Consider the following 24,565-nt stretch of genomic DNA (forward strand, 5'->3'; position numbering starts at 1 on the left):
ACTCATATGCTCCAAAAATGGAAGGATGAGTAGAAACAATAGTTTTATTATAAGCGTGTAATGAGATGGCTCGTTGAGAGAATAATATTTGAAAGAATCGTTATTTTAACTTAGTAATAGTATGGTTGCTGACATGGTCCACCGTAACAAGGATAAGGTGCTGGCGGCGGGAAAGGTGGTGGATAAGGTGGATAAAATGGTCGAGGGCCGAAAGCTAATGCTCCGCCGAGCAATCCACCAGCAATTCCAGCTAGAAAGGGAACGCCAAAAAACGGGAAGAAGCGTGAGTCGCCTACTGGACCAATAGGTGCTGAACGGACTGGAATTGGTTGATAATATGGATACATGAACATACCTCCTTTATTGGACTCACTTTTATCATATGGTAAACAAAACGTGGATGAGCGCGTACAAGAAAGGATATGTAAGAAAATAGGCGAATTATTACGAATGTTGGAGTGTGAAAATTGTGATTTCAGGTTTTGACATAAAACGAAATGGGACACGTGTTCTTCCCAGGCCTCGATTGACATAGAGAGTTAAATCCTGAATTGTATAGAAGCCTTCAATATAGTCTTTGGCGAGTGAAGGTGTAATAATAGCTCCTAAAAAAGGAATTTGTACTTGTCCGCCGTGACTATGACCAGAAAGTTGCAAGTTGATTGGATATTTAGAAACTTGGGGCGCGATATCTGGTTCGTGAACAAGAACAATGTTATAAGTACTTTGCCGTGCATGCTCTAATGTTTTCTCTATTTTTGGTTTGCCTAATAGTATATCATCGAGACCGAAAATAGAAATTTCACTATTATCCATTAGATGAATTCTTTTTTCACTATTGAGCAATAGCTCAAATCCTGATTCACGCATGATGTGCTCATAGTATTCAGTTCCATATCCACCGTGATCATGGTTACCATAAATAGCGAATTTACCAAAGGGGGCTTGTATATTTTTTAAAATGGATGCAACGAAAGGAGTGTCAGTATACGTTTGATAATTATCAATGAGATCTCCGGTAAAAAGGACAATATCTGGATTTACAGCATTAATTTTAGAAACAACTTTAGATAAATGTTGAAGCGAGAAATAGTATCCGAGATGTAAATCGCTGAATTGAAGAATTTTCATACCATGAAAACTTTTTGGGATGAGTTGTGATTTTAATGTGTGCTGTGTAAAAGAAATGAAATGGGGCTCTATATATTTAGCATAGTAGTATCCGATGCTACTGGTTATAAATGAATAGAGACAAGTACGCATACCAATTTTTAAAAAATTTCTTCTTGTAATGTGCTTCATAAAAATATGAGTATACCTCAATGTTTTCATTCCATTTATAGGCTACTCAAATCTCCTTTCAGTTTATTTAAAATATACTTTACATAATAAAAAGTAGTATAGATTACGAAAAAAAATAGAATAAAAAGAAAGTTCTTTACGCTAAAATATCAGAAAAGTTTAAAAATATAAAGATTTCTATTAAATAAAGTGATAAAATGAATGTGTATTCATTTTTTGGAGGGGATGTATGTGAAAGAAAAGGTAGTTATTATAACAGGTGGATCGAGTGGAATGGGAAAAGGAATGGCGACTCGTTTTGCAAAAGAAGGGGCACGAGTTGTTATTACAGGACGTACAAAGGAAAAACTAGAGGAAACAAAGTTGGAAATTGAACAATTTCCAGGGCAAGTATTACCTGTACAAATGGATGTAAGAAATACGGATGACATTCAGAAAATGATTGAACAGATTGATGAGAAGTTTGGTAGAATTGATGTTTTAATAAATAATGCAGCTGGAAACTTTATTTGTCCAGCAGAAGATTTATCTGTGAATGGCTGGAATTCAGTCATTAATATTGTATTAAACGGTACGTTTTACTGTAGTCATGCTGTCGGAAAATATTGGATTGAAAAAGGTATAAAAGGGAATATCATTAACATGGTAGCAACATATGCATGGGATGCTGGTCCAGGAGTTATTCATTCGGCTGCAGCGAAGGCAGGAGTATTAGCGATGACGAAGACGCTCGCTGTTGAGTGGGGACGTAAATATGGAATACGAGTTAACGCTATCGCGCCAGGACCAATTGAACGTACGGGCGGTGCTGATAAATTATGGATTTCAGAAGAAATGGCTAAACGTACGATACAAAGTGTTCCGCTTGGAAGGCTGGGTACGCCAGAAGAAATCGCTGGTCTAGCTTATTATTTATGTTCAGATGAAGCTGCGTACATAAATGGAACTTGCATGACAATGGATGGAGGACAACATTTACATCAATATCCATTTTAAAAGGGATAAAAAAATGAATATTTGATTCATTTTTTTTATGGCTAAATGTGACGGAATTGTGACATATGAAAGAAAAGTGTTTACAAGAGGTCATATATACGTTATATTTAAGACCTCTTTTTTCTTCATAGTAGAATTGCTAATTCCCCTTAGCATTTTACCCCTCTAATCCCTTCAGGAAAACTGAAGGGATTTTTTATTATTTTTCCGTAAATATCATGTTATAATTTTTGAAAAGTAAAGGGAGGGAAGCACGTTGATAGATGCATTAGATGTAATGAGTAACTTGGATAAAGTCCTTCCTTATTATCAAGCTATTTTTAGTGCTGATGAGCATACTGTAATTGGATACGAAGTAGTAGGACGTATTCAAACAGAAGAGGGCATACAAAGTTTAGCTTCTTTCTTTCACGATGATTCGATTCCAAGTGAATTTCAACTGGAAGCGGATAATATTATAGTAGAAAAAGCTTTAAATCGTTATTTAGAAAGCGATCAAAAATTATTATTATTTATACATCGGAATGCTAATGTATTAATGAATGATGATGATGAAAGCTTGCTTCAACTTTTATTGAGGTATGAAGAACAAGGTTTAAATTTAAAACAAATTGTTTTAGAGATTACAGAGCATGAATGTAAAGAAGATATAGAGCAATTTAATCATTTGCTTATGTATTATCGTACATATGGTATTCAAATTTCGATTAATAAAGTCGGAACGGGCACAAGTAATTTAGAGCGTATTAGCGTGTTAGCACCTGATATTTTAAAAGTAGATTTAACGAACTTAAGGCAAACAGCACTTTTACAATCTTATCAAGATATTTTATATTCTTTATCATTACTTGCTAGAAGAATTGGTGCAACTTTGTTATATGAAGAAATAGATGCTTTTTATCAACTGCAATATGCTTGGAAGAACGGCGGAAGATATTATCAAGGTAATTATTTGAAAGAATGTTTACCTGATTTTATTGAAACGAATGTTTTGAAAGAGCGACTAGGTAATGAATGTCATCAGTTTATTCAGCATGAAAAGAAGAAGTTACAAAAAATTTATAATTTAACAGAGATGTTACGCGATCGCATTGGCGATGTTTTATCAAAACAAAAAAAGAATGAAGATATAAATGATTGGTTATTACAATTTAGTCAAAGTGTATCACAGTGTAGTTTTCGTATATTTATTTGTAATGAAGATGGTTTCCAACAATCAGGAAATGTTATGAAAAAAGATGGAGAATGGATTGTGATGCCGGATTATTATATGAAGAACTGGAGTTGGCGCCCGTATTTTCTCGAGAATATCATGAAAATGCGTTTTGAGAATAAGGCGAGGCTTTCAGATTTATATGCAGATATTGAAACGGGAGAAATGGTACGAACATTTTCTTTCCCGATTGATGATGACAACTTTTTATTTATAGATTTATCTTATGAATATTTATATGAAGAAGATGTTTTATTTTAATGCACGAAGAGATTCGTGCATTTTTTGTTTGTTTTTATCATAAATTGGTAATAGTGAAAATGGTGATGAAAATGCTGTCTATCGTTGTAAAGATTTTACGAACGAAATCTGTCCTTTCTTTGCATAATCATTGTTACAATGAATACTACAAAGACAAGTTCTTTTAAAAGGAAGGTGAAAAAATGAGGAAATATGGAATATGGCTTGTTCTATTTGTATGTGTTGCCTTTCTAGTTGGTTATAGTGTTACGACTGTTTTAGGAAAAGAGGAAGTGGAAGTCGATCGGAAAGAAGTATTTACAACGATACAAAAAGGCTATGAAACCCAGTTTTCAATTCGTGGGAAGCATTTGCCGATGAATAAGATGATAGAGACGTTATCACCGTATTTTACAGATAATTTCCTTCAAGTATTTACAGATGAAAATAGCAGAAGTGATAAACAAAGTGGTGAATATTTACTTCCGGCAAAAGAAGCACCGTTTTCTTTTAATTCAGAAACAAAAATGTCGTATGATGAAGAACATAAAAATTTATATGTATATGAGCGGACAAAAAGTGGACAGTATCAAATTGTAACATTGAAAAGGGATCAAGATAAATGGAAGCTAGCAGGATATCATGAAAGTCAGGAACTTTTAACTGAAATAAAAAGGTTGCAACAATTATAAAGTGAAACTTTTAATCAGTGGGAGGGATTACTCTTCCATCTAACTTCTTTGCTGTAGCTAAATTGGGGGTAGGAGTTTTACTACCTACAAATAGCGGGGTAAGAATAGGAATAGGTATTTACCTATTCCTATTCTATATTGAGTAGTTGTTGTAACTTTTCAATTTGAAACCCTGCAACTACTTCGCCATCAATTACGACTGTTGGAGTTGAATAAGAATCATAGTCGTATAAAAGACGATTGCGAGCAGCAGCGTCTTTTTTTACGTCAAATTCTTCATATGCAACGTTATTATGCTTCAAAAATTCTTTCACAATAACACAGGGCGGACAATCGGGTTGTGTATAAACCTCAATTTTTTTCATTGTTATTCCTCCTTTTTTCTGTTTTTTATTATATTCTTCCAGTATAAAAACCGCAATAAAGAAGGGGAAATATGTTCTTTCTGTTTTTTCCTTCGCATTTCGACAAATTTTTAGTTGAGTTTCTGGCCAATAACCTTTATCCTAGAGTGTGGAACATTTTTTCTGTTATGACGGATAGAATGAGTGTAGCTGTAAAACCTATTGGTAGGAAGATCAGAGAAAGGAGAGATTTCATGTCTCTACTCCAAGGAATTTTAACTCGACTTGTTAGTCTACAAGAACAAGCTGAAAGCGGTGAAGTAGCACAACGCTATTTTGAAGTGAACGGTGAGCGCAAATGTAGCGTGAAATTTTTCGATAAAAGTGAAATGTATGAGTTAGAAGTGTATCAACAAGGTGAAAAACCTCAAGTGTATCAATTCGATAATATCGACATGGTTGCAATTGAGATTTACGATATCATTTCTTGATACATATAAAAAAAGGTACTGCCATGTGGCAGTACCTTTTTTAGTTCTATTACTTTCTAGTGGAATGTATAGAAGTTTTTATTTTTCCTACAATGGTATTAAAATGAAATTTTAATCCGTGCAAGTTTGCTTATCCATGTGGAAAATGAGTCCCGTCAACCGGGTGAATATGTGAAGCTAAACTTCTCACAATCGCTGGGTTCTGCAAATAGCGGGAGAAATATAACTAGGAGGTTATCGTATGGAACGTTTACCAGTTGTGATTTGTCCTAATTGTCAAAGTTCTGCTGAGATTATTCATGTATTAACGGCTCAATCTAATCAAAATGTAATTTATACGTGCCAAGTTTGTCACTTTGTAATTCGAAATATTGAAACGAATAAAGGATAGGAAGTTATAATTTTAGTTTTTGTCCCATACAATGAGAATACGAAAAGTCTGTCTAATTGAAAGGACGTGACTCTGTGGACGGTGCACATAAATTTTACAATGTTTCAGAGAGACATTTAAATTTTGATATGGTCTTTAACCGTATTTGTAGTTTCATTGAAAAGGATCCGCGAAATTTATATCGATTATCCATTGGGACAGACTCACAAGCGCATCAAAAGGATACGAGGTTTATTACAGCAATCCATATTCATCGTGTTGGAAAAGGTGCCTGGGGCTGTTTACACCATAGATCAGTAAAAGATAAGCCGGCAACCTTACGTGAGAAAATATATTTAGAAACGCAGTTTAGTCAAGAAATCGCATGTCTATTTACGCCTACTCATATACAAACAATATGGGAGTTATTGCATCCTTATGCTCAAGATGGGGCTGGATTCATAATGGAAATTCATTTAGACATTGGGAATGATGGTTTAACAAAAGAATTTATTTTAGATATGACAGAAAAAATTCGAGCGATGGGATTAACTGCAAAAATTAAGCCAGATGCTTATGCGGCGTTTAGCTATGCAAATCGATATACGAAATGATTTTTTTGTATGTATACGATTGCTACATATCTTTTAATAAAAACTGAATATTACATCTATTAAATAGGTTGAATTTTTTATATAATAAGAGTAACGATGCGAGTGTAAGGAGAGGGGTATATGCAAAGGGAAGTTGTTTTAACGAAGGAAGAAGAAAGTTTACTACTAGATATTTTATTTCAGCAAAATTACGCAAGTGAAATTTTAGCTGTGGAACTTACAGATATTGAGAATGGTTTGAAACAGACAGATGTGATGCAATATAAAAAAATCACAAGGTTATTTTACAGATTAAAAAATAAAGGGTATTAAGCGCTACCGGAATGGTAGTCTTTTTTTTGTGCTGTATGCTAAAATAGCTGTGTGATTGTATTTTTATTGAAATAAATTTAGGACAAAATAATAATATGAAAACGCTGTCATAAAATGTGAATAGAGTTGTGAACATAAGCAGGAAAAAGGGAAAATGGGGGATGTAATATGATTAGTATTCCGAAAGACGAATTTCAACAAATTCTTGTGAAGGATTTAATGATTTCATCGGAAAAAGTAGCTCATGTCCAAATTGGAAATAGTTTAGAACATGCTTTACTCGTTCTTGTGAAATCTGGATATTCGGCGATACCTGTCTTAGATCCAATGTATAAACTACATGGTTTGATTAGTACTGCCATGATATTAGATGGTATGTTAGGATTAGAACGTATTGAGTTTGAAAGACTCGATGATATGAAAGTAGAGCAGGTGATGAAAGAAGATATACCTGTTCTTAAATTAGACGATTCATTTGCAAAAGCTTTAGAAATGACAATTGATCATCCTTTTATTTGCGCTGTTAATGAAGAAGGCTATTTTGAGGGGATTTTAACACGTCGGGCTATTTTAAAATTGTTGAATAAGAAAGTAAGGCAACATAATCGATAACGTAAGAAAAGTGACTTCATAGAAACGAAGAAGTCACTTTTTTTTCGTGCATATCACTTGTGTATGTATTATATTTAAAAAGACATAAAACATAAGGAAAGTTTGCACTGGACAATTGTATTTTCTGAATGAAAGCATTCGGGTAAATTAAGGATGAAAAGCTTATTGAAATAAGGTGTATGGAAGCTAAGGAAAGAGGGAGAAAGTTGCAAATTGATGATTTTCAAATGATGGTTGTGTTAGCTCAGGAATCAAATATGAGAAAAGCGGCGGAACGTTTATTTGTTTCCCAACCTGCGCTGAGTCAACGATTACAATCTATGGAGAAACAATGGGGAATGAAGTTTTTTATTCGCTCACAAAAAGGATTGACAATTACACCTGAAGGGGAAAAAGTTGCAAATTATGCTAAAGAAATGTTGCAAAGGGAAGAAGATATAAAAAGTGAGCTAGCTGTTTTCAGAACGGAAACTCATGGAACGTTAAAAATAGCTGTTGCATCAGTTATTGGTCAATATTGGCTCCCTCCTGTTTTGAAAAAGTTTGTGCATAAATATCCTTCTGTCAAGATATCGCTGTTTACTGGATGGAGTAGTGAAGTGCAAAAGCAGTTTTATGAAGGAGACGTTCATGTTGCTATACTGAGGGGAACACAAGAATATAAAGGTCAGAAGCAACAATTATTTGAAGATGAACTGTATTTAGTTGATAAAGAAATAAAAGATATTTCGATGTTAAAAGAAACAAATAGGCCGTTCATTCAATTTAAAAGTGATTCGACTTATTATGGACAAATACAAAATTGGTGGTATGGTTTATTTTCTAATCCACCTAAGCGAACGATTGTAGTTGACCAAATTGAAACATGTAAACAACTTGTTTTAAATGGTATAGGTTATGCCCTTTTACCTTCTACTGTTTTAAAGGAAGTACAGGAAAATATGTATAAAACACCTGTTCAACTGACGAGAGAAACATGGTTGTTAACAAGTGACTCGGCAAGGCAGTTGAAGCAAGTACAAGCATTTTTAGAAATTATAGAAGAAATTCAAAGGGAAAAATAAGATTATTATCTTGCTACTCGCTCTTTCGTTTGGTAGAGTAACATTATAAATGGATTTAGGAGGCAACAAGAATGAAAATGATGGACGCTAACGAAATTATTTCGTTTATTCAAAAAAGTGAAAAGAAAACTCCTGTAAAGGTATACATAAAAGGGGATTTAAAAGAAGTAACATTCCCTGAAACAGTACAAGCATTTGTGAATAAAAAGTCAGGTGTATTATTCGGAGAATGGTCTGAAATTAAGACAATTCTTGATGAGAATAATAAGCACATCGTTGACTACGTTGTAGAAAACGATCGTCGTAATTCTGCAATCCCGATGCTTGATTTAAAAGGTATTAAAGCTCGCATCGAGCCAGGTGCTATTATTCGTGACCATGTTGAAATTGGTGACAACGCTGTAATTATGATGAATGCAACAATTAACATTGGTGCTGTAATTGGTGAAGGTTCTATGATCGACATGAACGCAGTACTTGGTGGACGTGCAACAGTCGGTAAAAACTGTCACGTAGGTGCAGGTGCTGTACTTGCAGGTGTTATTGAGCCACCTTCTGCAAAACCAGTTATCGTTGAAGATGATGTAGTAATCGGTGCAAACGTGGTTGTTTTAGAGGGTGTTACAGTAGGGAAAGGTGCAGTCGTAGCAGCAGGAGCTGTTGTAACAGAAGATGTGCCTCCATACACAGTTGTTGCAGGTACTCCAGCACGTGTAATTAAAGAAATTGATGAGAAGACAAAAGCAAAAACAGAAATTAAACAAGAGCTTCGTCAATTAAACCCAGAGAAATAAAAAGTAAAAAAAGACGTAAGAGCGTAAATGGGCTCTTACGCTTTTTATAGATAGAGGTGCAAAAATGACAGTAAGCAAATTTATCCAAATTCGTAGAGATTTACATAGAATTCCAGAAATTGGATTTAAGGAATGGAAAACACAACAGTATATTTTAGATTATATAGGAACACTTTCTCATGAATTTGTGGAAGTGAAGACATGGAAAACGGGTGTAATCGTTAAAGTAAATGGAAAAAATCCCGAAAAAATAATAGGTTATCGTGCAGATATAGACGGTTTACCAATTACAGAGGAAACTGGATACGAGTTTGCTTCTATTCATGAAGGAATGATGCATGCATGTGGCCATGATGTACATACAACAATCGGTTTAGGCCTTCTAACGAAAGCTGTGAGCGAAAGAATAGATGATGACCTTGTATTTCTATTCCAGCCAGCAGAAGAAGGACCAGGCGGTGCTCTTCCTATGTTAGAAAGTGAAGAGTTAAAAGAATGGAAACCAAATATAATTCTTGGTCTTCATATTGCACCAGAATACGCTGTGGGGACAATTGCAACGAAAGAAGGACTGTTATTTGCCAATACTTCAGAATTATATATTGATTTAAAAGGGAAAGGTGGCCATGCTGCCTATCCGCATACTGCAAATGACATGATTGTTGCAGCGAGTCACCTTGTTACACAGCTTCAATCCGTTATTAGTCGCAATGTAAATCCTCTTGATAGTGCAGTAATTACAATCGGGAAAATTACAGGTGGTACGGTTCAAAATATTATTGCAGAAAAATCTCGTTTAGAAGGAACGATTCGAACATTATCAGTGGAATCAATGAAGCGTGTGAAAAGCAGAATTGAGTCAATTGTTGCAGGTATCGAAGCTTCTTTCCAGTGTGAGGCGATTATAGATTACGGAGCAATGTATCATCAAGTATATAACCATGAAGAGTTAACGAGAGAGTTTATGGAATTTGTACATAAACAAACTGATATGAATGTTATTACATGTACTGAGGCAATGACGGGTGAAGATTTTGGTTATATGCTTCGAGAAATCCCTGGATTTATGTTTTGGCTTGGAGTAAATTCAGAATATGGTTTACATCATGCAAAATTAAAACCAGACGAAGAAGTGATTGAAAAGGCAATCACATTTTTAAGCCAATATGTAAAGTGGAAAGGGAATAGAAAATAAAACTTCCGCTCTCTTGAAGGTTCCAAAAAACTTTTTGTTCTGAGGTGTAAGTAACGCTCGTATAGATTGATTTTAGACATTTACATACAAATGGAAGAATTAAAGTTAATTGTACTGTTTTAATAATGAGCAGGGGGTTTAGCCACTGCTCATTATTAATTATTTGACTAACTTATATATGTTTACTTTTAGTATGAAAAGTGTGTAAAATCAATGTGAAACATAGAAAAAAGGGTGGGGAATTACGTGCAAATTAGCAGTGCGATTTTATGTTTCGTCTTATATGCGTATGTTATTATTGCGGCGGTTTATTTTGGGATAAGTTTTTATGCCTATCGTCTAGTAGATAATAATGAATATGACGAAACATACAAATGGGTGAAGAGATATTTATCACCTGTACTAGAAATTATGAATGGGTTTGTGCTCTTTTTATTTATTGGATTAATTGCTTTCTCAACGAGTTTAGTAGGGAATAAAACTACGTTATTTGTATTGGGTATCATTATTTTTATGTTGTTAGGAATAAGGATTGGTAATACGGTCTTTTGGAATGAAAGAAAAGTAGATGGTTGGACGGGAATGTTAATTCCGTGCATGTTAGCTGCAATCGTGACAAATATAGAGCATGAATATTATCAATTACATTTTTGGCTTATTATCGTTTTAACAATTCTTTCTGTTTTGTATATAAGCACAGTAGTACTAACATATATTGCACATGAAAAAGGAGATGTTAAAGGCACTCGTTTCTTTAGAGGACGGGCATTATTTTGGAGTGTGCCGACGATGGCAGTTATCGCGCTTATTGCGATATTAGTAAATGGATATCAATTTTCTAATTGGCAACTATTTTTAGAAAATTGGTGGATCTTTATCTTTTCGTTTATTGCTTTTTTAGGTGCAACGCATTATTTATTCCATCAACATCATTACATATGGGCGTTGTTATTTGCATTCACACAGCTTCTATTTGCCTTTTTTGGTCAAGAAACATTATTATTCGTTTTTGAAACATTTAGTTCTTTTGGAAACATATTTGTATTTGCTATGCTACTTGTTGGTATCGCTTTTTACTTGCAACAATATTTTTATATACAAAAACAAAAATAAGAGCTAATCATAGTTTTTGTGACGCATATAAAGTGTGTTACACTGAAAATAAATAGTACTTGAAGTTATTGGAGGAATTCTTGTGGGTGAGAAAGAAAAAGAATTTGCTGTCATTGGACTTGGTCGCTTTGGTGGAAGTATTTGCCGAGAACTAGCTCAATTAGGCATGGAAGTAATGGCAATCGATTCAGATGAGGATAAAATTAATGAATTTGCAAATATAGCTTCGCATGCTGTAATTGCAGATTCAACAGATGAGATGGTATTAAAAAGCCTTGGTATTCGAAATTTTGATCACGTAGTCGTTGCTATTGGAGATAATTTAAATTCAAGTATTTTAACGACTTTGATTTTGAAAGAGTTGGGTGTAAAAAATATTACTGTAAAAGCTCAAAATGATTATCATGAAAAAGTGTTAAGTAAAATAGGTGCAGATCATATTGTGCATCCAGAACGTGATATGGGAAAAAGGATTGCTAATAATATTGCATCAAGCAATGTGCTAGACTACCTTGAGCTTTCAGATGAGCATAGTATTGTAGAGATTATTGCGAATAAAAAAATTGATGGGCACTCTTTAATTGAATTAGATATTCGTGCGAAGTTTGGATTGAATATTGTAGCAATTAAACGAGGTAAAGAAGTTATCGTATCCCCTCGAGCTACGGAGAATATTCAAGCAGGAGATATATTAATTGTCATTGGTCATGACGATGAAGTGGATCGATTTAAACACTTTTTAAGATAAGAGAAAAGAAAAGGACAATGCCTTCATGGCATTGTCCTTTTTCTTATATTTCCATAATGATTGGTAAAATCATTGGACGACGTTTCGTTTTCTCATATAGGAATGGGGCTAATGTGTCTGTAATTTCATTTTTAATTTCAGACCATTGTGTTGTTTTACGCTCCATTACTTTTTCTAAATGAGTTGTAATTAATGTTTGTGCATCATTGATTAAATCGCTGCTTTCACGCATGTAAACGAAACCGCGTGAGATGATATCAGGTCCTGCTGCAACTTTAAATTCTTTCATATCAATGCTTACAACTACAATTACAAGTCCTTCTTCAGAAAGGATACGACGATCGCGTAATACGATATTGCCAATATCTCCAATACCGTTTCCATCAATGTAGACCGAACCAGATGGGATTTTTCCAGCTACGCTAGCTTCATCCGAACGTAAAGCAAGAACATCGCCATTATCCATAATGAAGCAATTTTCTTCAGGGATGCCACAATCATTTGCTATGTTCATGTGCATACGCTGCATACGATATTCACCATGAATTGGCATGAAGTACTTCGGTTTAATTAGACGTAACATTAACTTTTGTTCTTCTTGTCCACCGTGTCCACTTGTATGGATATTTGAAAGTTTCCCGTGAATTACATCAGCGCCAGCGCGGTACAACATGTTAATTGTACGACTTACGCTAATTGTATTTCCTGGAATTGGTGAAGAAGAGAAAACAACTGTATCTCCAGGAATAATTTGAATTTGGCGGTGTGTACCATTTGCAATACGTGAAAGTGCTGCCATCGGTTCACCTTGACTACCTGTACATAAAATAACAACTTTATTAGCTGGTAAGCGGTTTAGTTGAGATGCATCTATGAATGTATCTTTCGGGCAACGAATATAACCAAGGTTTTGTCCAATTTCAATCGCTGCTTCCATACTTCGACCAAACACAGCTACTTTACGGTTGTTTTCAACAGCAGCTTCAACAACTTGTTGTAAGCGGTGGATATTTGATGCAAAGGTTGCAAATATAATCCGTCCTTCTACTTTACGGAAAATGTCTTGAATGCTATCACCAACGCGACGCTCAGACATAGTAAAGTTTGGAACTTCACTGTTCGTACTATCAGATAATAGACATAGTACGCCATCTTTACCGATTTCAGCCATTTTTGTTAAATCAGCTGGTTCACCAACTGGTGTGAAGTCAAATTTGAAGTCACCGGTATGAACAACTTGACCTTGAGGTGTTTTCACAACAACGCCGTACGAATCTGGAATACTGTGAGTTGTACGGAAGAAGGATACAGACGTTTTTTTGAATTTAATAACGTCATCTTCTTGAATCTCGTAAAGTTTTGCTTTACGAAGTAAGCCGTGTTCTTCTAATTTATTTTTGATGAGTGCAATTGCTAATTTTCCGCCGTAAATTGGAATGTTCACTTGACGTAATAGGTAAGGGATTCCGCCGATATGATCTTCGTGACCATGTGTAATGAATAACCCTTTAATTTTATCTTCGTTTCGCACAAAATAAGTGTAGTCTGGTATTACATAATCGATTCCGAGAAGTTCGTCCTCTGGAAATTTAATTCCAGCATCAATTATAATAATTTCATCTTGAAATTGAACAGCGTATGTATTTTTACCGATTTCACCAAGCCCACCGAGAGCAAATACAGCAACTTGGTCGTTTTTTAGAAATTTCATATCGCTATACGATTTCCGCTAATGTTAAATCAGCGTTTTCTTTTTCATATTCAAGATGAGCGCCAGTAACAGACTGAACAAACTCGATATTATATGCGAACTTATTTAATTTTGTACGAACATCCTTTTCAGACGTAGCCTCTAAATATAAAACTTTTGTATTTTCACGTACTGGAACCTCAGTTAATTTTTCTTGATAAAATACTTTAAAAATCATTTGGAAAACCTCTCCTTGTCTATGTTTTGCATTATCTGTTACTTATTATAAAGCAAACAGTCACGATTTTCATGTTTTTTCGAATGAGAATGAAGAAAAAGCCCGAAATGGGCACAATTTAAGCGATTGTCTTTTTACGGACTAGACCGTTTAAATAACGCTTGAGCTTTTTCTTCAGCTTCTTCAGCATGATTACTCCTTCCTTTCCTTATTTTAAACATGCCTATTACTAGTGAAAACTCTATCTCTGATATAAGAGATAGGACAAAAGTGAAGGGTGAATCTTGTCCTTTCCCATACAGTGAAAGTTATTCTATAGTAACGATTAGTAGCCGTTAGTTATAGGTATAGTATGAGGAAGAATGGAAAAGAAAATTCATCCGAACAAGTATCCACATGTTTTACTAATATATATATGCAAAATTTATAAATAAGGTCAGAAAGGGAACGCTTTCTTCACAGATGTTTAATATGTTATACTTTTTTTTAGAATTTGAAAAGTGATATTCAAAATAGGAATATAGAGTGCCAGAAAGGATTTTGACAAATGAATGATAAAATTGTCTTTTTTGATATTGATGGAACATTATTAGATCATGATAAAAAAATTCCGCAATCTACACGAGATGCAGTAAAACAGTTACAAGAAAAAGGTGTACATGTAGCAATTGCGACAGGGCGCGCGCCATTTATGTTCGAAGATATTCGCAGGGAACTTGATATACATAATTACGTTAGTTTTAATGGGCAATATGTTGTCTTTGAAGATGAGGTAATATTTAATAATCCGTTACATCCAGATGCTTTACATAGGTTTACTCAGTTTGCAAAACAAGAAGGATATCCACTTGTATATCTTGACCATCAAGATATGAGAGCATCAGTGGAATATCATGATTATGTGAAAGAAGGCTTTGGAAGCTTAAACTTTGAGCATCCAGCATATGAGCCTAATTTTTATGAGGAACGTAATATTTATCAAACACTACTTTTTTGTGAAGTAAATGAAGAAGAAAAGTTTATTAATCATTATCCAGATTTTCATTTTATTCGTTGGCATGCATATTCAATGGATATCATTCCGAATGGTGGTTCTAAGGCAAAAGGAATTGAGAAATACATTGAAAAGTTAGGTTTTAATCGTGATCAAGTGTATGCATTTGGAGATGGCTTAAATGATTTAGAAATGATTGAAGCCGTTGGCACAGGTATTGTGATGGGAAATGGCCATGAAGACTTGAAAAAACTTGCAAATCATGTGACAAAGGATGTTAATGAAGACGGTATATATCATGGACTAAAGTGGGCTGGATTGCTATAAGTGAATATGGAACCCATTTCATAATAAAAAGGCGGAAGATTAACTTCCGCCTTTTTATTATTATCGCTCTAGAGGTTTGGAATCATCAGGAGCGGCAAAAGGATTTTCTTTATTGATATGGTCATAGAACATAACGCCATTTAAATGATCAATCTCGTGTTGGAATACGATTGCTGGTAAACCTTTTAAACGTAATTTTACTTCTTCTCCGTTAATAGAAGTTGCTTTTACTGTAATTCTTGTATAACGAGGAACATAACCAGGTACTTCGCGGTCTACAGATAGACAGCCTTCACCACCCTGTAAATATGTACGTTCAACAGAATGGCTAATGATTTTTGGATTGAATAATGCATGGCTATATAATGTACCATCCGCATCGGTTACATGAACTGCAATCATTTTTTTTGAAACACCGATTTGCGGAGCCGCTAATCCGATTCCAGGGCGTAAACTATATTTTTCAGCCATTTCAGGATCTTGGCTATTTATTACGAATTCAATCATTTCTTTTAAGGTAGTTGTATCTTCTTCGCTTGCCGGTAATGACACCTCTTCTGCAACGTTGCGCAAAATAGGATCTCCTTCGCGAATAACATCTTTCATTGTAAGCATATGTAATCTCTCCTTTCCTCTTTAGTCTACCAAAGGAGATGGAAAAAGTCATCGGCAAGAAAGGGAAGGCATTTTGGAAATTGTTCTATTATAGAGTAGTTATGTATGTGATAAACAGAAAAAGACGGCAAAGCCGTCTTTTTCTTTCCATAGTTGTTTCGTTTTACATTAGCGAATGCAAGCAGCACCAACGATAATTAAAAGAATAAACAACACAACGATTAAGGCGAAGCCGCGTCCAGACCCGCCACAAGAACCGCCATAACCGTAGGAAGGATATGAACAAGTTGGATAGCAATATGAGTATCCGTACATGAGATGACCTCCTTTATTATTTCCCGCTAATACTGCGGTTACTATAATGTATGGAAGAGAGGGTAGAAATGTATAGGTATTTACCTAAAAAAGGAAGAGTAGTTTGTATATTTTTGTTACGAAGAGAGAAAAACTAAAGAGAATTAAATCGTTTACATATTATTCTAAGAGAAAAAATAAGTGAAAAAGGGAATAATATAACAGTAGGTCAATGCTTACTAATACAGATGTAAAAAATAAAAACACGTTTGTGTAGTAGAAACCTGCATATTATTTATAAAAAAACGTATTCAAAGTAATTGACATCGTAATTAGAATAGTTGTAAACTAAAAAACGTGATCAAGATTGTATTAATATGTTTCTGAAAAAACATTAGTACAGATTGTTAGGTACACAAAATTATTCTCAACCGACATACAAACATGTTGGTTTACATCGTTGCGCTTTTTAAACTGGAAAATAGCCAGTGAAAGCGTTTCAGAATATGGTTCAAGAGAGGAAGAGGTGAACGGAATGGGTACTAAAACAAAAAAGACCCTATTTAATGTTGATGAGCAAATGAAAGCTATCGCAGCTCAATTTGAAACATTACAAATTTTAAATGAAAACGGTGAAGTTGTGAATGAAGCAGCTATGCCTGAATTATCTGATGATCAATTAAAAGAATTAATGCGTCGTATGGTGTATACTCGCGTATTAGATCAACGTTCTATTTCTTTAAACCGTCAAGGACGTTTAGGTTTCTACGCACCTACAGCTGGACAAGAAGCTTCTCAATTAGCAAGTCATTTCGCACTTGAAGCAGAAGACTTCATCTTACCAGGATACCGTGATGTACCACAATTAGTATGGCACGGATTACCATTATACCAAGCATTCTTATTCTCTCGTGGACACTTCATGGGTAACCAAATGCCTGAGAATGTAAATGCATTAGCTCCACAGATCATTATCGGTGCGCAAATCATCCAAACTGCTGGTGTTGCGTTAGGTATGAAACTACGTGGTAAAAAATCTGTTGCAATTACTTACACTGGTGACGGTGGTGCTTCACAAGGTGACTTCTACGAAGGTATGAACTTTGCAGGTGCATTCAAAGCTCCAGCAATCTTCGTTGTTCAAAACAACCGTTATGCAATCTCTACTCCAGTAGAAAAGCAATCTGCAGCTAAAACTGTAGCACAAAAAGCAGTAGCAGCAGGTATTTACGGAATTCAAGTAGACGGTATGGATCCATTAGCTGTATACGCAGCAACTGCTTTTGCTCGTGAGCGCGCAGTAAATGGCGAAGGCCCTACTTTAATCGAGACTTTAACATTCCGTTACGGTCCACATACAATGGCTGGTGATGACCCAACTCGTTACCGTACAAAAGATATCGAAAACGAATGGGAACAAAAAGACCCAATCGTACGCTTCCGTAAGTTCTTAGAAGCTAAAGGCCTATGGTCTCAAGAAGTTGAAGAGACAGTAATCGAAGAAGCAAAAGAAGATATCAAACAAGCAATTGCTAAGGCTGACCAAGCTCCAAAACAAAAAGTAACTGATTTAATGGAAATCATGTACGAAAAAATGCCTTACAACTTAGCTGAACAATATGAAATCTACAAAGAAAAGGAGTCGAAGTAAGCCATGGCTCAAATGACAATGATTCAAGCAATCACTGATGCTTTACGCGTTGAAATGAAAAATGACCCTAACGTACTTGTATTTGGTGAAGACGTTGGTGTAAACGGCGGTGTATTCCGTGCTACTGAAGGTTTACAAGCTGAATTTGGTGAAGATCGTGTAATGGATACTCCACTTGCAGAGTCTGGTATTGGTGGACTTGCAGTTGGTCTTGCACTTGAAGGATTCCGTCCAGTTCCAGAAATCCAATTCTTCGGTTTCGTTTATGAAGTAATGGATTCAATTTCTGGTCAATTAGCTCGTATGCGTTACCGTTCTGGTGGACGTTGGACTGCTCCAGTAACAGTTCGTTCTCCATTCGGTGGTGGTGTTCATACTCCTGAACTACATGCTGATAGCTTAGAAGGATTAGTGGCTCAACAACCTGGTCTAAAAGTTGTTATTCCATCTACTCCATACGATGCTAAAGGTCTTTTAATCTCTGCGATTCGTGACAACGATCCAGTTATCTACTTAGAGCATATGAAATTGTACCGTTCATTCCGTCAAGAGGTACCAGAAGGTGATTACACAATTGATTTAGGTAAAGCTGATATCAAACGTGAAGGTACAGATGTATCTGTTATCGCTTACGGTGCTATGGTTCACGCTGCATTAAAAGCTGCTGAAGAACTTGAAAAAGAAGGTATCTCTTTAGAGGTTGTTGACTTACGTACAGTTCAACCATTAGATATCGAAACAATCATCGCTTCTGTTGAAAAAACAGGTCGCGTAGTTGTAGTTCAAGAAGCTCAAAAACAAGCTGGTATTGCAGCTAACGTTGTAGCGGAAATTAACGACCGTGCAATCTTAAACTTAGAAGCTCCAGTTGTACGTGTTGCAGCTGCTGATACAGTATTCCCATTCTCTCAAGCAGAGAGCGTATGGTTACCAAACCACAAAGATATTGTTGAAGCTGTAAACAAAGTAATGAACTTCTAATTTTTAGCTTTTCATGTGCAAAAGAAATCAGCACATGCTGGTTTCTTTTGTACATATTCCATAATAATGAAATGAATCAGGGGGCTGAATTCCGTGGCATTTGAATTTAAACTACCAGATATCGGTGAAGGTATCCACGAAGGTGAAATCGTAAAATGGTTTATTAAACCAGGCGATGAAGTAAACGAAGACGATGTACTTCTTGAAGTACAAAATGATAAAGCAGTAGTAGAAATCCCTTCTCCTGTTAAAGGTAAAGTACTTGAAGTACTTGTAGAAGAAGGAACAGTTGCAATCGTAGGAGATACATTAATTAAATTTGATGCTCCTGGATACGAAAACCTTAAATTTAAAGGTGACGATCATGATGAAGCTCCAAAAGCTGAAGAAGCAGCAGTAGAAGCTCCAGCAGCGGAAGCTACTCCAGCAGCAACTGCAGAAGTAGTAAATGAGCGCGTAATTGCTATGCCATCTGTTCGTAAATACGCTCGTGAAAAAGGTGTAGACATTCATAAAGTAGCTGGTACTGGTAAGAATGGCCGTATCGTAAAAGCTGACATCGATGCATTTGCAAATGGTGGACAAACTGTAGCAGCAACTGAGGCTCCAGCAGCAGTAGAAGCTACTCCAGCAGCAGCGAAAGAAGAAGCACCAAAAGCACAACCAATCCCAGCTGGTGAATATCCAGAAACTCGTGAGAAAATGAGTGGTATCCGTAAAGCGATTGCGAAAGCAATGGTTAACTCTAAACACACAGCTCCTCACGTAACATTAATGGATGAAGTAGATGTAACAGAACTTGTTGCTCACCGTAAGAAGTTCAAAGCAGTAGCAGCTGACAAAGGTATTAAATTAACTTACCTTCCGTACGTTGTTAAAGCTTTAACATCTGCATTACGTGAATACCCAATGTTAAACACTTCTTTAGACGATGCATCTCAAGAAGTAGTTCATAAACATTACTTCAACATCGGTATCGCAGCTGATACAGACAAAGGTCTATTAGTACCAGTTGTTAAAGATACAGATCGTAAGTCTATCTTCACAATCTCTAACGAGATCAATGATCTTGCTGGTAAAGCACGTGAAGGTCGTCTAGCTCCAGCTGAAATGAAAGGTGCTTCTTGCACAATTACAAACATTGGTTCTGCAGGTGGACAATGGTTCACTCCAGTTATCAACCACCCAGAAGTAGCAATCCTTGGTATCGGCCGTATCGCTGAAAAACCAGTTGTGAAAAACGGTGAGATCGTTGCAGCTCCAGTATTAGCATTATCTCTAAGCTTTGACCATCGTTTAATTGACGGTGCAACTGCTCAAAAAGCGTTAAACCAAATTAAACGTCTATTGAATGACCCACAATTATTAGTAATGGAGGCGTAATAACAATGGTAGTAGGAGATTTCCCAATTGAATTAGATACAGTCGTTGTTGGTGCAGGTCCTGGTGGATACGTTGCGGCAATTCGTGCAGCACAATTAGGTCAAAAGGTAGCAATCATTGAAAAAGCTAACCTTGGTGGCGTATGCTTAAACGTTGGATGTATTCCTTCAAAAGCGTTAATCAATGCAGGTCATCGTTATGAGAATGCAATGCATTCTGATGACATGGGTATTACTGCAGAAAACGTAAAAGTTGACTTTACAAAAGTTCAAGAATGGAAAAACGGCGTAGTTAAGAAATTAACTGGCGGTGTTGAAGGCCTTCTTAAAGGTAACAAAGTTGAAATCATTCGCGGTGAAGCTTACTTCGTAGATGCTAATACATTACGCGTTATGACTGAAGATGCAGCTCAAACTTATACGTTTAAAAATGCTGTTCTTGCAACTGGTTCTACACCAATCGAAATTCCAGGATTCAAATACTCTAAACGTGTTATCAACTCTACAGGTGCTTTAAGCTTACCTGAAATTCCTAAAAAACTTGTTGTAATCGGCGGCGGTTACATCGGTATGGAATTAGGTACTGCATATGCTAACTTCGGTACAGAAGTTACTGTAGTAGAAGCTGGCGACGAAATCTTAGCTGGTTTCGAAAAAGCTATGAGCTCTGTTGTTAAACGTGCTCTACAGAAAAAAGGTAACGTAAATATCCATACAAAAGCTATGGCTAAAGGCGTTGAAGAAACAGAAACTGGCGTAAAAGTTAGCTTTGAAGTTAAAGGTGAAATCCAAACTGTAGAAGCAGACTACGTATTAGTAACTGTAGGTCGTCGTCCAAACACTCAAGAAATCGGTCTTGAGCAAGTTGGAGTTAAAATGACTGACCGCGGCATCATCGAAATCGATGAGCAATGTCGTACAAATGTACCAAACATCTATGCAATCGGTGATATCGTTCCTGGACCACCATTAGCTCACAAAGCTTCTTACGAAGGTAAAGTAGCTGTAGAAGCAATTAGTGGCCATGCATCAGCTATCGATTACATCGGAATTCCTGCAGTATGCTTCACTGATCCAGAACTAGCATCTGTTGGTTACACTAAAAAACAAGCTGAAGAAGCTGGAATGACTGTAACTGTATCTAAGTTCCCATTCGCTGCTAACGGTCGTGCATTATCATTAAACAGCACTGACGGTTTCCTACAACTTGTAACACGTAAAGAAGATGGTCTTCTTGTAGGTGCTCAAGTTGCAGGTGCAGGTGCTTCTGATATTATTTCTGAGATTGGTTTAGCTATCGAAGCTGGAATGACAGCTGAAGATATCGCTCAAACAATCCATGCTCACCCAACATTAGGTGAAATCACAATGGAGGCAGCTGAAGTTGCTCTTGGAATGCCAATTCACATTGTAAAATAATTTAAGTAATGTAAATAGCCCTTCTCTTATTGTAAGAGAGGGGCTATTTTTATTTTCATCAAATGACTTGCAAGGTCTTTAAACGTACTTGTCGAATGAATATATAATACTTTAACAAATGATTCAGGCTTAACTTACTTCAAAGGTAATATATATCATCCTATAATATGTAATTGATTCAAACTTAACCCCATATATTAATAAAATAGAGCATGTCAAAGGAGAAGGTTCCATGAAAATATTACATGTTATATTTTATCATTTACTACTATGGAGTGGCTTTTCCACTGTATTAACATTATCGAATGGTGATAAGTTTCATTATAAAGTTATTCTTTTTTTCGTATTTCTATATTTAGCCTATGTAATAGCATATTTTGTATTGCACGTAAGAAAGCAAGCTTTATTTCTTACATGTTCGAATTGTATATTATTTTTAATCATATTATCTATTTTTTAAATTAGCGTTTATAAAAATACATTGTTCTTCCATTAAATAATTGTAACTCTCCTTCTAATTTCTTCGCTAAAAAACGGCAAAATTCATTTGCTTTCCCTTTGTCACCAAATGTTGCATTAGGTGGTAAAGAAACTTGGATGAAAGATTGTTCATTTTCTATACCAACACCAATATAAATTGAGTCATACCGGTCGTGAGTGGATTGAAGTTTTAATGTTGTTGTAGATGTATCTAAAATTTCATAAGGAAAAGCGGTATTTGTATACGTGTAATTAATTTGGGCACCAGTTTTAGAAGTAACTGTTTTATAATAATGAAAAAGTTGTTTTATATCATCTATTGAAACTGATTGTTGGTTGGATTTCGGTACAAGCGTAATAAAGGCGTGTTGCATATAAGTTCCCCCTAGCTTAGTAGAATACTATCATTCTACATCCTACTGAATTTTTTGACAATTAAAAGGAGTATTACATGTTTTGTTTAATATACTATTAATGAAACGTGATGTAGAAAGGTGGAAACTAATGTTTGAAAAATTGTATGATGAGCATGAAAGTGTGAAGGTACGATTTTTAGGGTTTATGACACATGATACACGTTATGATTTTGGTGTTATTTATACAAATATGTTTTTTGGAAAGCCGCTCATTGTTTGTATGCAAACAGGAAGGTCTACTTTACTCGGACGAGATGATGTAGAGAATGTTCAATATATACAGGAGATTTTTAAATTAGGATCAGAAGAGGAAGCAAAGGAGTTAGCTCAGTTTTTCAAATTTCTAGTTCCGTCAACTTCTTTACATGCGGAATATGAAGAATAATTAATGTGAAACAGTCGTACTTATAAATATGGCTGTTTTTTATCTTAATATCGCATACTAATTTAAATTAAAAATATTTAATGTGTTATACTAAAAACCTATTGACGTAAAAAGTATAACATATTAAAATAAAGACAGAAAGTTAAGCGGTTACAAAAAAGTTTTTGGGATTATAAACTTAGGGGGAAATGAAAAATGGGAACAATCGTATGTCAAGATTGTGAAGGTACAATTGCACACTTCGAAGATGAGAAAGTAACGGTACTTTACGGGAAATGTGGATCTTGCGGATGTGATCACACAGAGCATACAAAAGCCCAATAATTGATAGGAAATGGACAGCTAAAAGTTTTTAGGACCATAAACTTAGGGGGAAATGAAAAATGGGAACAATCGTATGCCAAGTATGTGAAGGAACAATCGGACATTTTGAAGATGAGAAAACGACGGTACTTTACGGAAAATGTGGAACAAATTGTGACTGTGCTAGAAAAGATAATGCGAAAGCTTAATGATAAATAAATAGATTACTATTAAAACTCAGGGGGAAATGAAAATGGGAACAATCGTATGCCAAGTATGTGAAGGAACAATTGGACATTTTGAAGATGAAAAATCAACAGTACTATACGGGAAATGTGGATCTCATTGCGAATGTGACCATAAAGAACATACAAAAGCTTAATAATAAGAAAAAGCGCCTACATGTGTAGGCGCTTTTTTAATAAATTGTAGTTGTATGACCAACTGTTGCAACGATTGCATCATCTCTAATTGGAATAAAGCTTATGGATGTCTGTGGTGTACTAGAAGAAGCATATTGGCTCATTATACGGCTATCGATACGGGTAATAGTATCAGTCAAGAAAGCTGAAATAAAAGCGTAAGGGACTCTTCGTTCATTTAATGAATAAATAATTTCTTCTTTTGTTTTTACACCCACGCCATGTCCGTAAAAAAAGAAATTTCCTAAATAGATTGTGTTTTCTCCTTGCCACTCAATCGTAGCTGGATTCACTTGTGGGTTTTTAAAGTAAACGAGGTCACCTGGAACAAGATCGCCACCGTTTTTTGTTATGAGCCTTAGATCTTGATCGTAGTCCCATGTATAAAGTAAAAGATTTGCAAATAGACGATTGAAAGTTTCTTCCTCATACAATGATAGTAAAGCTTTATAAAAAATAATGATCATAGCGGTTGCGCATTCAGTTCCATATAGTTTTCCATTTTTAAAAATATCTTGTATGGCAATAGAAGATGGTATGTTTGGAAGAAGCTCGAATCCTCCAAGGGATGTTCTTTTCCAATACTGGGGGTTGCAAAAGGATTGTTGAAATGTGCGAAACTGAAATCCACTTTGAAAAAGCTCTAGTGCAGAGATAATAATATTAACTCGTAAATTGAGATCAAAGCTGAGTTCATCAGCTGTTCGGAAGGAATAAACTTCTTGATTTCCTGCCATTATTGATAAAATTTGTTGTTTCTCTGCTGCAAATGGCTCATATTCACTTGTAATATAAGGATGTACAATAGAACGGCCTATTACAATCATAATAGTATCCCCACCTATACGTTACATTCTTAAGTATCGTA

32 protein-coding genes are annotated in these 24,565 nt (G+C 35.4%); 23 read left to right on the forward strand and 9 right to left on the reverse strand.

The window, feature by feature from the left end; translation table 11 throughout:
* Positions 1–110: 110 nt before the first annotated feature.
* Positions 111–347: a hypothetical protein gene (locus tag HMPREF1014_RS04490; protein ID WP_000283738.1), complete on the reverse strand. Its 237-nt coding sequence runs from the start codon at positions 345–347 to the stop codon at positions 111–113.
* 97 nt (positions 348–444) lie between these two features.
* Entirely contained in the window at positions 445–1,302 is an 858-nt protein-coding gene (locus HMPREF1014_RS04495) for a metallophosphoesterase (RefSeq protein ID WP_025966306.1), read from the reverse strand.
* A gap of 231 nt (positions 1,303–1,533) precedes the next feature.
* Between HMPREF1014_RS04495 and fadH the strand changes: the two genes are divergently transcribed.
* The 3 genes from fadH (at position 1,534) to HMPREF1014_RS04510 (ending at position 4,443) form a co-directional block, all read left to right on the forward strand.
* A complete protein-coding gene (gene fadH / locus HMPREF1014_RS04500) occupies positions 1,534–2,298 on the forward strand; it encodes a 2,4-dienoyl-CoA reductase (protein ID WP_000660913.1) in 765 nt (254 codons plus the stop codon).
* A gap of 256 nt (positions 2,299–2,554) precedes the next feature.
* Positions 2,555–3,772, forward strand: coding sequence for an EAL domain-containing protein (locus HMPREF1014_RS04505; RefSeq protein ID WP_000564306.1), 1,218 nt, complete (start codon positions 2,555–2,557; stop codon positions 3,770–3,772).
* Positions 3,773–3,954: 182 nt separating this feature from the next.
* A complete protein-coding gene (locus HMPREF1014_RS04510) occupies positions 3,955–4,443 on the forward strand; it encodes a DUF3993 domain-containing protein (RefSeq protein ID WP_001233804.1) in 489 nt (162 codons plus the stop codon).
* Between the two features lie 128 nt (positions 4,444–4,571).
* On the opposite strand, the gene HMPREF1014_RS04515 is transcribed toward HMPREF1014_RS04510, so the two are convergent.
* The gene (locus tag HMPREF1014_RS04515) at positions 4,572–4,808 is read right to left on the reverse strand and encodes a glutaredoxin family protein (RefSeq protein WP_000717875.1); all 237 of its coding nucleotides are present in this window, start codon (positions 4,806–4,808) and stop codon (positions 4,572–4,574) included.
* A 233-nt stretch (positions 4,809–5,041) separates the two neighbouring features.
* On the opposite strand from HMPREF1014_RS04515, the gene HMPREF1014_RS04520 reads away from it, so the two are divergent.
* The 10 genes from HMPREF1014_RS04520 to HMPREF1014_RS04565 all read left to right on the forward strand — a co-directional run bounded on the left by HMPREF1014_RS04520 (position 5,042) and on the right by HMPREF1014_RS04565 (position 12,100).
* The gene (locus tag HMPREF1014_RS04520; RefSeq protein WP_000055151.1) at positions 5,042–5,278 is read left to right on the forward strand and encodes a YkuJ family protein; all 237 of its coding nucleotides are present in this window, start codon (positions 5,042–5,044) and stop codon (positions 5,276–5,278) included.
* Between the two features lie 241 nt (positions 5,279–5,519).
* On the forward strand, positions 5,520–5,669 hold the full coding sequence (locus tag HMPREF1014_RS31475) for a hypothetical protein (RefSeq protein ID WP_000440540.1): 150 nt from the start codon (positions 5,520–5,522) through the stop codon (positions 5,667–5,669).
* Positions 5,670–5,743: 74 nt separating this feature from the next.
* Positions 5,744–6,262 carry a ribonuclease H-like YkuK family protein gene (locus HMPREF1014_RS04530; RefSeq protein WP_000348489.1) on the forward strand — a complete coding sequence of 173 codons (519 nt, stop codon included), beginning with the start codon at positions 5,744–5,746 and terminating at the stop codon, positions 6,260–6,262.
* Positions 6,263–6,382: 120 nt separating this feature from the next.
* Complete coding sequence (gene abbA, locus HMPREF1014_RS04535; RefSeq protein ID WP_001188692.1) at positions 6,383–6,574, forward strand: antirepressor AbbA; 192 nt, start codon at positions 6,383–6,385, stop codon at positions 6,572–6,574.
* Positions 6,575–6,742: 168 nt separating this feature from the next.
* A complete protein-coding gene (gene cbpB, locus HMPREF1014_RS04540; RefSeq protein WP_000623579.1) occupies positions 6,743–7,186 on the forward strand; it encodes a cyclic-di-AMP-binding protein CbpB in 444 nt (147 codons plus the stop codon).
* Positions 7,187–7,365: 179 nt separating this feature from the next.
* The gene (gene ccpC, locus HMPREF1014_RS04545) at positions 7,366–8,250 is read left to right on the forward strand and encodes a transcriptional regulator CcpC (RefSeq protein ID WP_001987174.1); all 885 of its coding nucleotides are present in this window, start codon (positions 7,366–7,368) and stop codon (positions 8,248–8,250) included.
* A 71-nt stretch (positions 8,251–8,321) separates the two neighbouring features.
* Positions 8,322–9,044 carry a 2,3,4,5-tetrahydropyridine-2,6-dicarboxylate N-acetyltransferase gene (gene dapD, locus HMPREF1014_RS04550; RefSeq protein ID WP_000783241.1) on the forward strand — a complete coding sequence of 241 codons (723 nt, stop codon included), beginning with the start codon at positions 8,322–8,324 and terminating at the stop codon, positions 9,042–9,044.
* Between the two features lie 64 nt (positions 9,045–9,108).
* Positions 9,109–10,239: an N-acetyldiaminopimelate deacetylase gene (locus tag HMPREF1014_RS04555; RefSeq protein ID WP_000218663.1), complete on the forward strand. Its 1,131-nt coding sequence runs from the start codon at positions 9,109–9,111 to the stop codon at positions 10,237–10,239.
* A 246-nt stretch (positions 10,240–10,485) separates the two neighbouring features.
* Complete coding sequence (locus tag HMPREF1014_RS04560) at positions 10,486–11,352, forward strand: cytochrome c oxidase assembly protein (RefSeq protein WP_001167321.1); 867 nt, start codon at positions 10,486–10,488, stop codon at positions 11,350–11,352.
* An 82-nt stretch (positions 11,353–11,434) separates the two neighbouring features.
* Positions 11,435–12,100 carry a potassium channel family protein gene (locus HMPREF1014_RS04565; protein ID WP_000504032.1) on the forward strand — a complete coding sequence of 222 codons (666 nt, stop codon included), beginning with the start codon at positions 11,435–11,437 and terminating at the stop codon, positions 12,098–12,100.
* 43 nt (positions 12,101–12,143) lie between these two features.
* On the opposite strand, the gene rnjA is transcribed toward HMPREF1014_RS04565, so the two are convergent.
* Entirely contained in the window at positions 12,144–13,811 is a 1,668-nt protein-coding gene (rnjA, locus tag HMPREF1014_RS04570) for a ribonuclease J1 (protein ID WP_000670377.1), read from the reverse strand.
* A 4-nt stretch (positions 13,812–13,815) separates the two neighbouring features.
* The gene (locus tag HMPREF1014_RS04575; protein ID WP_000576435.1) at positions 13,816–14,028 is read right to left on the reverse strand and encodes a DNA-dependent RNA polymerase subunit epsilon; all 213 of its coding nucleotides are present in this window, start codon (positions 14,026–14,028) and stop codon (positions 13,816–13,818) included.
* A gap of 547 nt (positions 14,029–14,575) precedes the next feature.
* On the opposite strand from HMPREF1014_RS04575, the gene HMPREF1014_RS04580 reads away from it, so the two are divergent.
* On the forward strand, positions 14,576–15,349 hold the full coding sequence (locus tag HMPREF1014_RS04580; RefSeq protein ID WP_000998278.1) for a Cof-type HAD-IIB family hydrolase: 774 nt from the start codon (positions 14,576–14,578) through the stop codon (positions 15,347–15,349).
* A 60-nt stretch (positions 15,350–15,409) separates the two neighbouring features.
* Here HMPREF1014_RS04580 and def read toward each other — a convergent pair whose 3' ends face one another.
* Both def and HMPREF1014_RS04590 read right to left on the reverse strand, forming a co-directional pair.
* The gene (gene def / locus HMPREF1014_RS04585) at positions 15,410–15,964 is read right to left on the reverse strand and encodes a peptide deformylase (protein WP_000957048.1); all 555 of its coding nucleotides are present in this window, start codon (positions 15,962–15,964) and stop codon (positions 15,410–15,412) included.
* A gap of 168 nt (positions 15,965–16,132) precedes the next feature.
* Positions 16,133–16,279 carry a YjcZ family sporulation protein gene (locus HMPREF1014_RS04590; RefSeq protein WP_000274562.1) on the reverse strand — a complete coding sequence of 49 codons (147 nt, stop codon included), beginning with the start codon at positions 16,277–16,279 and terminating at the stop codon, positions 16,133–16,135.
* A gap of 514 nt (positions 16,280–16,793) precedes the next feature.
* On the opposite strand from HMPREF1014_RS04590, the gene pdhA reads away from it, so the two are divergent.
* The 5 genes from pdhA (at position 16,794) to HMPREF1014_RS04615 (ending at position 22,151) form a co-directional block, all read left to right on the forward strand.
* A complete protein-coding gene (gene pdhA, locus HMPREF1014_RS04595; protein WP_000536895.1) occupies positions 16,794–17,909 on the forward strand; it encodes a pyruvate dehydrogenase E1 component subunit alpha in 1,116 nt (371 codons plus the stop codon).
* 3 nt (positions 17,910–17,912) lie between these two features.
* Positions 17,913–18,890 (forward strand): pyruvate dehydrogenase complex E1 component subunit beta, encoded by a 978-nt coding sequence (pdhB, locus tag HMPREF1014_RS04600; protein WP_000068168.1) that lies wholly within the window; start codon positions 17,913–17,915, stop codon positions 18,888–18,890.
* Positions 18,891–18,983: 93 nt separating this feature from the next.
* Positions 18,984–20,273 carry a pyruvate dehydrogenase complex dihydrolipoyllysine-residue acetyltransferase gene (gene pdhC / locus HMPREF1014_RS04605; protein ID WP_000863419.1) on the forward strand — a complete coding sequence of 430 codons (1,290 nt, stop codon included), beginning with the start codon at positions 18,984–18,986 and terminating at the stop codon, positions 20,271–20,273.
* A 5-nt stretch (positions 20,274–20,278) separates the two neighbouring features.
* Positions 20,279–21,691, forward strand: coding sequence for a dihydrolipoyl dehydrogenase (gene lpdA, locus HMPREF1014_RS04610; protein ID WP_000260104.1), 1,413 nt, complete (start codon positions 20,279–20,281; stop codon positions 21,689–21,691).
* A gap of 232 nt (positions 21,692–21,923) precedes the next feature.
* On the forward strand, positions 21,924–22,151 hold the full coding sequence (locus HMPREF1014_RS04615; RefSeq protein WP_000697469.1) for a hypothetical protein: 228 nt from the start codon (positions 21,924–21,926) through the stop codon (positions 22,149–22,151).
* A gap of 1 nt (position 22,152) precedes the next feature.
* Here the strand turns inward: HMPREF1014_RS04615 and HMPREF1014_RS04620 are convergent, their stop codons facing one another.
* Positions 22,153–22,545, reverse strand: coding sequence for a DUF1885 family protein (locus tag HMPREF1014_RS04620; RefSeq protein ID WP_001163302.1), 393 nt, complete (start codon positions 22,543–22,545; stop codon positions 22,153–22,155).
* A gap of 130 nt (positions 22,546–22,675) precedes the next feature.
* On the opposite strand from HMPREF1014_RS04620, the gene HMPREF1014_RS04625 reads away from it, so the two are divergent.
* From HMPREF1014_RS04625 to HMPREF1014_RS04640, 4 genes are all read left to right on the forward strand, one after another.
* A complete protein-coding gene (locus HMPREF1014_RS04625; RefSeq protein ID WP_000462038.1) occupies positions 22,676–22,972 on the forward strand; it encodes a DUF3055 domain-containing protein in 297 nt (98 codons plus the stop codon).
* A 195-nt stretch (positions 22,973–23,167) separates the two neighbouring features.
* Positions 23,168–23,296, forward strand: a complete 129-nt coding sequence (locus HMPREF1014_RS04630) for a GapA-binding peptide SR1P (RefSeq protein WP_000536778.1) — start codon at positions 23,168–23,170, stop codon at positions 23,294–23,296.
* A 59-nt stretch (positions 23,297–23,355) separates the two neighbouring features.
* On the forward strand, positions 23,356–23,484 hold the full coding sequence (locus HMPREF1014_RS04635) for a GapA-binding peptide SR1P (protein ID WP_000536803.1): 129 nt from the start codon (positions 23,356–23,358) through the stop codon (positions 23,482–23,484).
* A gap of 44 nt (positions 23,485–23,528) precedes the next feature.
* Complete coding sequence (locus tag HMPREF1014_RS04640) at positions 23,529–23,657, forward strand: GapA-binding peptide SR1P (protein WP_000536796.1); 129 nt, start codon at positions 23,529–23,531, stop codon at positions 23,655–23,657.
* 36 nt (positions 23,658–23,693) lie between these two features.
* Here the strand turns inward: HMPREF1014_RS04640 and HMPREF1014_RS04645 are convergent, their stop codons facing one another.
* Positions 23,694–24,524 (reverse strand): protein-glutamine gamma-glutamyltransferase, encoded by an 831-nt coding sequence (locus HMPREF1014_RS04645; protein WP_000635356.1) that lies wholly within the window; start codon positions 24,522–24,524, stop codon positions 23,694–23,696.
* Positions 24,525–24,565: the final 41 nt, after the last annotated feature.

It is taken from the genome of Bacillus sp. 7_6_55CFAA_CT2 (genome assembly GCF_000238655.1).
Taxonomy (GTDB): domain Bacteria; phylum Bacillota; class Bacilli; order Bacillales; family Bacillaceae_G; genus Bacillus_A; species Bacillus_A cereus.